Source organism: Streptomyces sp. SD15 (assembly GCF_054462255.1).
In genome coordinates, this window is sequence record NZ_JBTLMO010000109.1 from 1 (window position 1) to 8,107 (window position 8,107).

Sequence of the window (8,107 nt, forward strand, 5' to 3'; positions counted from 1 at the left end):
GAGCCACCCCGCACCCCCGGATCAACGGTCCCGGAGTGATCCAACCACTTCGAACATCATTTCGTTAGGAGTTCTTAGCGCTACACCGAGCACCGACGTGTCCGGCCGCCAGTTGGGCATGGGACAGCGACGTGTCGGGTCCGGGCCCGGTCGCCCGGCTGCAGCGTTACGGTCGGGGCTTGTTCGCGAACACCCACCGGTTACCCGCCAGGGCGTCGTTCTGCTCGGGCAGCGGGCCGCGTCCGTGCTGGCGGGTGAAGTCGAAGGGCGTGTGGACCGATGTGGACCAGCCCTTGCTCGCCAGGTCACCTGCAGAGTCGGGCCGCGGCTCCTTGTCGAACAGGTTGAGTAGGTCGATGCCGATTTGTTGTGTCGTCGAGGTGTAGAGCGGGCTGTCGCGGTATTCCAGCAAGTCCTTGTCGAGCTTGACCTCGAACGCCAGAGCGCTCCCTTCCGTGCTCAACCGGTCCACCATGTCAATGAGGTTCGTCTCGGCGACGGTCGGAAGGTAGAACAGCAACCCCTCGGCCAGCCAGACGCTCGGTGCGGTCGTGTCGAAGCCGGCGTCGGCGAGTGCTCCGACCCAGTCGGCGCGGAGATCGATCGGGATGGGTACGCGCGCTGCCTTCGGGGTGGCCGACAGTCCGTCGAGCACCTCGTGCTTGAACGCCAGCACTCCTTCCCTGTCGATCTCGAAGATCACGCACCCGGGAGGCCAGTCGAGCCGGAAAGCCCGCGCATCCAACCCCGCCCCGAGCAGCACCACTTGGCGGGCGCTTCTCGTGTGCACCGACCGGAGAAGAAAGTCGTCGAGGACCCTCGTCCGCAGACCGAAGTAACGCGCGAACCGTCCCCACAGGGGGTTCGCGTCCCCGTCCGGGACCTGTTGCATGCGGACCGGCCAGCCGGCGGACGCCGGTGCGGCGCGCACGAAGTGCTCCGCATAGACGTCCCGTGCCAGGGTGTCGTGGCGGTGGGTCTCGATCGCCCGTGCCGCGGCGACCATGAGAGCGGTCACCCCTACACCTCCTTCCACGCCTTCCACGCCGGTGTTGTGATGCGTTGTGCCGACCACGTTTCCTCCGTTGGCGAATTGAGACCACGAACAGCGAGGGATGCGACTGACGGATCGAGGGTGGACGCGCGACAACACCGCTCAGGGCTCCATGTTCCCGAGGGGTGCCCGATGGCGCACAGACCTGCGGCCACCCGGTTCCTCAGTTGGGCCGGCCCGGCACGGGGCACCTCAACGGTTGATGAGGGCCGATCGACAGGCAAGGGGCGTTGAATGCCTCACTCATCGGTTCCTACCCTCCGGAATCACGACGGGTTTGACCACGCGGCCCGCTTCGCAGTCGCGTTCGGCCTCGTTGATGTCGGCGAGCGGATACGTACGGATCAGCTCGTCGAACGGAAACCGCCCGGCCTGCCACAGCCCGGTCAGCCGCGGAATCAGCAGGCCCGGTACCGCATCCCCCTCGCAGATGTGGGAGATTCTCCTGCCTCGGTCCAGCGCCTCCGGTTCGAGCGGCAGCGTGGTGTGGAGCCGTGCCACCAGACCGAGGTGGCCGGTCGGGCGCAGAGCCCGGAGCGCGTCGTTGATCAGCTGGGCGGAGGCCGTGGTGTCCAGCGCGTAGTGCGCGCCGCCGTCGGTCAGTCGCCGGATGCGGCCGGGCAGGTCGGGTGTTGCGGCGTGCAGCGGGGTCGCGCCGAATCGTTCGGCGAGGGCCAGCCGTTCGGGGTGCCGGTCGACGGCCAGGGGCACCGCTCCGGAGGCGGTGGCCGCCATCACTGCGGCCAGGCCCACCGCTCCTGCGCCGAAGACCGCGAGGGTGTCGCCCGGCCCGGCGGCGAAGGAGTTGAAGACCGCCCCGGCGCCGGTGAGGAACCCGCAGCCGAGCGGTCCGAGTAGCTCAATGGGCAGCGAGGGGTCGACCCGCACGGCGTTGCGGGCCGGGACCACCGCGTACTCGGCGAACGAGGACTGACCGAACCACCGGGGGGCCAGTTCGTCCCCGGCCACGTCGGTGAATCGCGCGGCGTTCTCCTTGCGCCCGCCAAAGAGGTTGAGCGAGGCGAAGGAGTCGCAGTAGGCGGGGGCAGCGTCCAAGCAGTTCCGGCAGTGGCCGCAGGAGTCGAAGCTCAGTACGACGTGGTCGCCGTTGCTCAGGCCGGTGTGGGGGCCTCCCGTCTCCGCCACGACCCCGGCACCTTCGTGGCCGAGCACCGCCGGCAGCGGTGAGCGGCCCGCCGAACGCCGGACCGCGAGATCGGTCCGGCACATCCCGCAGCCTGCGATCTTGACCAGGATCTCGCCGTCGGCCGGTCCCGTGTTCAGGAGCACCTCCTCGACGGCGAATCGGCTCTCGTACGAACGCAGTACCGCCGCGTTGAACCTCATCGTCACGCCTCCTGCGGACGGTGCACGACGAACGGTCTGAGGTTGCCGTAGAGCCCCCATGAACCGCCCGCGACACCGACACCGCTCTCCTTGGAGCCCGCGAAAGGCTGGGCGAGGGACAGTTCGGCGTGGTGGTTGATCCATGCCGTTCCGCACTCCAGCCGGTCGGCCACCTCCTCGGCCCGGTCGAGGTCGGTCCCCCATACCGAGCCTCCCAGCCCGAAACCGGTGTCGTTGGCCGCCTCGACAGCTTCGTCGACGCTCCCGTACGGCAGCACCGGCAGGACGGGCCCGAACTGCTCCTCCGTCACCACCGGGCTGTCGACCGGGACATCCGCCAGGATCGTCGGGGCGAAGAAGTAGCCCGGTCGGTCCAGCCGGCGGCCCCCGGCCACCGCTCGGGCGCCGTCTGCCAGGGCCTGCGCCGTGTAGTCCTCGACCCGGGCCAGTTGGGCGGCGTTGTTGACCGGTCCCAGTTGCGTTCCCGGGGCGAGGCCGGCTCCGACGACGGCGGTCTTCGCGCGTTGTGCGAGGGCCTCGACCACGGGCGAGTAGAGCCGAGCCGGGGCGTAGACGCGCTTGACCGCCATGCAGACCTGGCCGCAGTTGCGGAACGCCGCCCAGAACAGCCGGTCCGCGATCCGCTCCACATCCACGTCCTCCAGCAGGATGGCCGCGTCGTTGCCGCCCAATTCCAGGGTGACGCGGGCGAGTGAGGCCGCTGCCCCCTGCGCGACGGCCCGTCCGGTGGGAATCGAACCGGTGAAGGTCACGTGGCGGATCCCCGGATGGGATGCGAGGCGGGCGCCGAGGGGTTCGTGACCGGTGACGATCGTCAGTACGTCCTCGGGAAGGGCGGTGGCAATAACGGATCCCAGCAGCCGTGTGGCGAGGGGTGTGTAGGGGGAGGGCTTGAGCACCATCGTGTTGCCTGCGGCGAGCGCGGGCGCGAACTTCGCGGACGCGAGCTGGAGGGGGAAGTTCCACGGGATGATCGCGGCGACGGGCCCGAGCGGGCGCCAGCGGATCTCGCTGCGTACCGGTCGGCCGTCCATGATGGGCTGGGGCTGTGGGGCCAGCTCGGCGAAGTAGCGCAGGCGGGCCGCCGTGCGGGCGATCTCCTTGTACGACTCGGCCAGGGGTTTGCCCTGTTCACGGGTGAGCAAGGGGGCGATGTCCGCCCCGGCCGCCTCCACGGCGTCGGCTGCCTCGAGTAATGCGATGGTGCGGGCGCCGGGGTCGGCCCGCCAGTTGCGCCATGCCTCGTGGGCCCGGCCGACGACGGCGTCCAGCTCGTCCGGCTGCTGGTCGGGAGCCTCGTCGAAGGTCTCGCCGGTTGCCGGATCGAGGACGGCGAAGCGCTTGCCGGGGATCACGGGCACGTGCCGGGGCTGATGCGTGGCCATGCCGGCGGTCAGCTCGCGGCGGTTACGGCAGCCGTGTGTTCTCGGGCGTGCCGGTCCATCTCCGCCCGGAAGGCGGCAACCAACTGCGGCTGGATCCTCCCGGTGTTGCGGTCGCCCCTCTCGCAGACCGCCCCGCGCACACCCACGATGTCCGTGCCGATGCGGGTCAGTGCACCGAGGTCTCCCACCTTCACGCTGCCCGCAAGGGCGGCGAGCAGATCGGCTTCGTGGGCCCGCCGCACGAACTCCGCGCAGACCTCAGGCGGAACGTGGTCGAACAGCCGTGTCCCGTCCTTGACCGCGGTGTCGAGCATGGCCGCGTCGGAGCCGGAGCGCAGGGCGATGTCGGGCAGTGCGAGCGGGTTGACACAGCCGATCCGGTGGGCGTCGGCGTAGCCCGAGGCGACGACGAAGGCGTCCGGCCGATATTCCTTCACTGCCCGGACGACCCCTCGCATGACATCGACAGCCTGGTCGGGTGTCGTGCATCCGTAGAGGCCGACCTTGATGTAGGTGGCTCCGGAGACAGCCGCACCAAGTGCCGCCTGGGCCACTGTGCCGGGTTTGTACGGCACGTCTCCCACGGTGGCGGACACCGGCTTGTCCGCCGGGACCGCGTCGCGGATCTCCCTGATGACCCACGGGAAGTTCGCGCCGAGCGAGCCCTCATCGGGCTTCTTGACATCCACGATGTCGAGATGCTCCGCCGCCTTCGCGCAGTCGAGGGCCTCCTCGACGCTGTCCGGGGAGATGAGAAGTAACAACGTGGGCTCCTTCCCCGCATATCCACCTGGCCAGGAGGCGGGGGTGCGGAGTCGCTTGGATTTCTTGCGGTCTGCTCATCATTGAGGGCGGCCCGTGACCACCGGTAGGGCGTGCGGAGACCGAACGGGGTGCTGCCGGTCTACCCAGTGCGCCGTGCGCGCCGGTTCCAACCAGCTCCCGTCCGATCCGCAGAGGGGGCTCGATGTGTGGAGCACGGCGACGGCTGGGTCGCGCACGTGCAGGTGGTCTCCAGCGGCTCGGCCGACGACATGGGCAAGGCCGCGGCCGCCATCGAGGAGGCGTGGGACGGGACGCCGACTGGGCGGCGAAGAGGCGGGTTCATGCCGGATCGGCGCCATCTCCACTCTTTCTGTTGACAAGCCAGCTCTCCCCGGGACACCGGATTCCGCAGCCCGCATAGTGACAGCGCGACGGCCATGCGACCGGCCCGCCGCAGACACGGCTTCCCCCGCCCCGCGCGGTGTTTCGCCGCACCTGTCGGCGGCTCACCGGTACGCCGCCGTGCCGTCGCGCACCGTACGGCGCGGCGGGCACGCACGGCCGTCCCATCTCCTGGCCTGACGAAAGGTAAGAGCCCATGCGCAGTGAAGCGGTCAACCGTGTGAAACTCGTTTTCACCCTGTTCGACGCCGACGGCAACGGGGTCCTGGAATCCGACGACTTCAATCTGATGAGCAGCCGGGTTGCCGCGGCCGTGCCCGGAGCCGACGAGGCACGGAAGCAGGCCATGCAAGCCGGCTTCACGCGCTACTGGAACACGCTGGCCGGCGAACTCGATACCCATCACGACGGCCAGATCACTTACGACGAGTACCAGGCATGCGTCCTGTCGCCGGAGCGCTTCAGCGGGGCGATCGACGAGTTCGCGGCCGGCTTCGCACGCCTCGGTGACCTGGACGGCAGCGGTACCGTCACACGACCGGTGTTCACCGGCATGCTGAGAGGGGTCGGATTCGACCTGCCGAACATCCAAGCCCTCTTCGAGGCCCTCGGGCCCGATGATGCCGACCGGGTCGGGGTGGATGTCTGGGAAGCCGAGATCAAGAACTTCTACGCCCCTGACAAGGGCGGCATCCCTGCAGACCTGCTGGCACCATCTCCGGCAGCCTGATCCAGCCCGGCCCAGCGGCTCGCTCCGTAGGGGGCGAGCCACCGGGCTCCCGGATCATCACTGCGAGCAGGGAGACCGTGGGGCTGGCCATGCTGAACCGTCGGGATCTGACGGACGGCGAGTGGGCGGTGCTGGAGCCGCTGCTGCCGGTGAGCAACAACCGGTGCGGCCGGTGGCGCGATCACCGGCAGGTGATCGGTTTGTTGCACGCAGAGGTGCCATGAAGACTTCACTGAGGTTCCCTGACGGGCATGCCAGTTCGTCGGCCGGCCGGTCGGCCGGCAGATGGATGGTCGCTTCGTAATGGCAATCGTTGATCGACCAGGTCTACGCGATGCACTGATCGCGTAGACGGCGCCGAGTGAGGCGGCCAGGGTGCCGAGGAGGAGGCGGAGGAAGGTCTCGGGCATGCGCGGTTGGAGGCGGGCTCCGAGGTAGCCGCCGATGAGGCCGCCGAGGCCACAGGCCCGGGGCCGAGGAACCAGTTGGGGGCAAGGCTGCCCTGAGGGAATATGGCAGGGAGAGGCGCACAAGCTCAGCTGCCAGGCGTTACAGAGCCGAGGACTGGTCAAAGTCTCCAGGGGGAAAGGGCAATGGGTGCAGATCCTTTGAGGGGCCGCCCCACGTCGCTGGCCTGCTGCGCTGAAGAAACGGCCTGTTCGTGGACCTTGGAACCCTGATTGGATCTGCACCCAAGGGCAATGGTCCGTGACGCTCACGACCGCCGGCCAGCATTTCCTCGACCACGGCAGCTATCCCCCCGACAAATCTCGTACCACAGGTACCGCTCCCGTGCAGAAAGCTGCAACGCAGCCGACAGCCGCCTCCGGCAGGCAGAAAGCTGGCAACCAGGTAGTCACGCCGACACCGCCACAGCCATCGAGCCCCAACTCCGGCCCCCGAGAAGGGAAGAAGACCGTCACGGAGCAGCTCCTGGAAGAGCTGGCGGAGGCGGGCGGCCGGATCGTCAAACGGGAAGCCAGCGGCCCGGAGACCGAGAAATGGCCGGCCCGTGTCGCCGCTGCCCGGAGATCGGGGAAGATCCCGAAGGCCAAAGAGCTGCACGGAGGCTGGTGCGGTGACGGCTATGAAATCCGACTCGTCGACACGCCCGCCTGGCGCTTGGCCACGCTGACACCCATTCCGGTACCGGCACGACTCGTGCAGCCGCATCCAGTCGTCAAAGCCATGCAGGGTCTCTCCCATCCCATGGGGCTGACCGAGTCCGTGCAGAACCGGGCTTTCCGACTCATCCATGCCCTGCTCACCGCAACACGGAAGGCGGGGCATGCCGCCGCAATCGGTAAAGCGAATACAGCACCGCTACCGCATCGTCGGCGAAGCGGCCCACCTCACTTCACCATTACGGCGCAGGGCCAGACATGCGAACTCCGCGTCCTGCAGGAACAGGACCGGGTCGAGCACGTCCCCACGCAAAAGGAACTCGCGGATGCGCAGAAGTACTCCTGGGTCAGGATCCCTCGCCACGACTACTCCCCGGCTGACCGCCTGAGGATCTGTCTGAGTGGCGGGCTGCCGCACCGGGGCGGCGAGTGGGCCGACACGGCCGCACGCCCTCTTGAGGACCAGCTCGCCGAGATCGTGCAGGAGGTCGGCCTTCGCAGAGAGGCAGCCGAACGCAAGCGTCTGGCTGACCTGGAGGAAGCACAGCAGAAGCGCCTTCGATGGGAAGCCGCGAAGCGTCGGGCTACGACCGAATACGGAGAGGCATACCGCGTGCGCCACCTCGAGGCACAGCACTCGGCGTGGAGGCGCGCAGTGGGCCTCGTCGAGTACGTCGGCGCATTCCGACTTCATGCAGAGGGTCTGCCGCCCGGGCCGGCCAGGGAGGAAGCCGAGGCATGGATCGCGTGGGCCGAGAGCCACGTGCAACGCCTGAATCCGCTCAACGGTTCACCGTTGCTACCGGAAATCCCCGAGCCTCGCACCGAGGACCTCCAGCCGTTCATGCACGGCTGGAGCCCCTACGGACCCACCTATTGAGCACCCACTCCGCCAGACTCTCGGTGTCGGCGACGGGTGATCAGCCGCCGCCGAGACGAGATACCGGACAGGGCACCAACGAGCTGGCGTTCGGGTCGAGTGGGTGGCCGCGCGGCGGCGCCCGTTGTGGGCCCTCAAGGAGGCGTTCGCAGACGCCGCAGCAGGATCGAGGAGCGGACGCTCGCTGCTCAGGAAGGCTGAAGCCCCCGCCATCATCTGCCCGGCAGGGACCTCAGCGACCCATCACGTGTCACGTTGCTGTCACCAACACCATCGATGCGCCTGGACCACAAAGGCCCCACCTGCATGAACAGCAGCGATGTGAGGCGCCCCGAAGTTCTCGGACAGCGGTCCCCATAGGATCGAAGTCCAGAACGGCGGAGAGAGCACGTGGCACAG

Annotated in this window: 7 protein-coding genes and 1 pseudogene; 3 read left to right on the forward strand and 5 right to left on the reverse strand. The window is 68.5% G+C overall.

Annotated elements, in window-relative coordinates; all coding sequences use genetic code 11:
- Positions 1-166: 166 nt before the first annotated feature.
- The 4 genes from ACX28W_RS43365 to ACX28W_RS43380 form a co-directional block, all read right to left on the reverse strand.
- Positions 167-1,075 (reverse strand): class I SAM-dependent methyltransferase, encoded by a 909-nt coding sequence (locus tag ACX28W_RS43365; RefSeq protein ID WP_459005600.1) that lies wholly within the window; start codon positions 1,073-1,075, stop codon positions 167-169.
- 222 nt (positions 1,076-1,297) lie between these two features.
- The gene (locus tag ACX28W_RS43370; protein ID WP_459005601.1) at positions 1,298-2,401 is read right to left on the reverse strand and encodes an NAD(P)-dependent alcohol dehydrogenase; all 1,104 of its coding nucleotides are present in this window, start codon (positions 2,399-2,401) and stop codon (positions 1,298-1,300) included.
- Between the two features lie 2 nt (positions 2,402-2,403).
- A complete protein-coding gene (locus tag ACX28W_RS43375) occupies positions 2,404-3,807 on the reverse strand; it encodes an aldehyde dehydrogenase family protein (protein WP_359001297.1) in 1,404 nt (467 codons plus the stop codon).
- Positions 3,808-3,815: 8 nt separating this feature from the next.
- Positions 3,816-4,571: a (5-formylfuran-3-yl)methyl phosphate synthase gene (locus tag ACX28W_RS43380; protein WP_459005602.1), complete on the reverse strand. Its 756-nt coding sequence runs from the start codon at positions 4,569-4,571 to the stop codon at positions 3,816-3,818.
- Between the two features lie 599 nt (positions 4,572-5,170).
- On the opposite strand from ACX28W_RS43380, the gene ACX28W_RS43385 reads away from it, so the two are divergent.
- Complete coding sequence (locus ACX28W_RS43385; protein ID WP_359001291.1) at positions 5,171-5,704, forward strand: EF-hand domain-containing protein; 534 nt, start codon at positions 5,171-5,173, stop codon at positions 5,702-5,704.
- A 77-nt stretch (positions 5,705-5,781) separates the two neighbouring features.
- A complete protein-coding gene (locus tag ACX28W_RS43390) occupies positions 5,782-5,928 on the forward strand; it encodes a transposase (RefSeq protein WP_459005603.1) in 147 nt (48 codons plus the stop codon).
- Positions 5,929-6,033: 105 nt separating this feature from the next.
- Here the strand turns inward: ACX28W_RS43390 and ACX28W_RS43395 are convergent.
- Positions 6,034-6,206: pseudogene (locus tag ACX28W_RS43395) on the reverse strand (sulfite exporter TauE/SafE family protein); the annotation flags it as partial.
- Positions 6,207-6,412: 206 nt separating this feature from the next.
- Here ACX28W_RS43395 and ACX28W_RS43400 point away from each other — a divergent pair.
- Positions 6,413-7,708 (forward strand): hypothetical protein, encoded by a 1,296-nt coding sequence (locus ACX28W_RS43400; protein WP_459005604.1) that lies wholly within the window; start codon positions 6,413-6,415, stop codon positions 7,706-7,708.
- Positions 7,709-8,107: the final 399 nt, after the last annotated feature.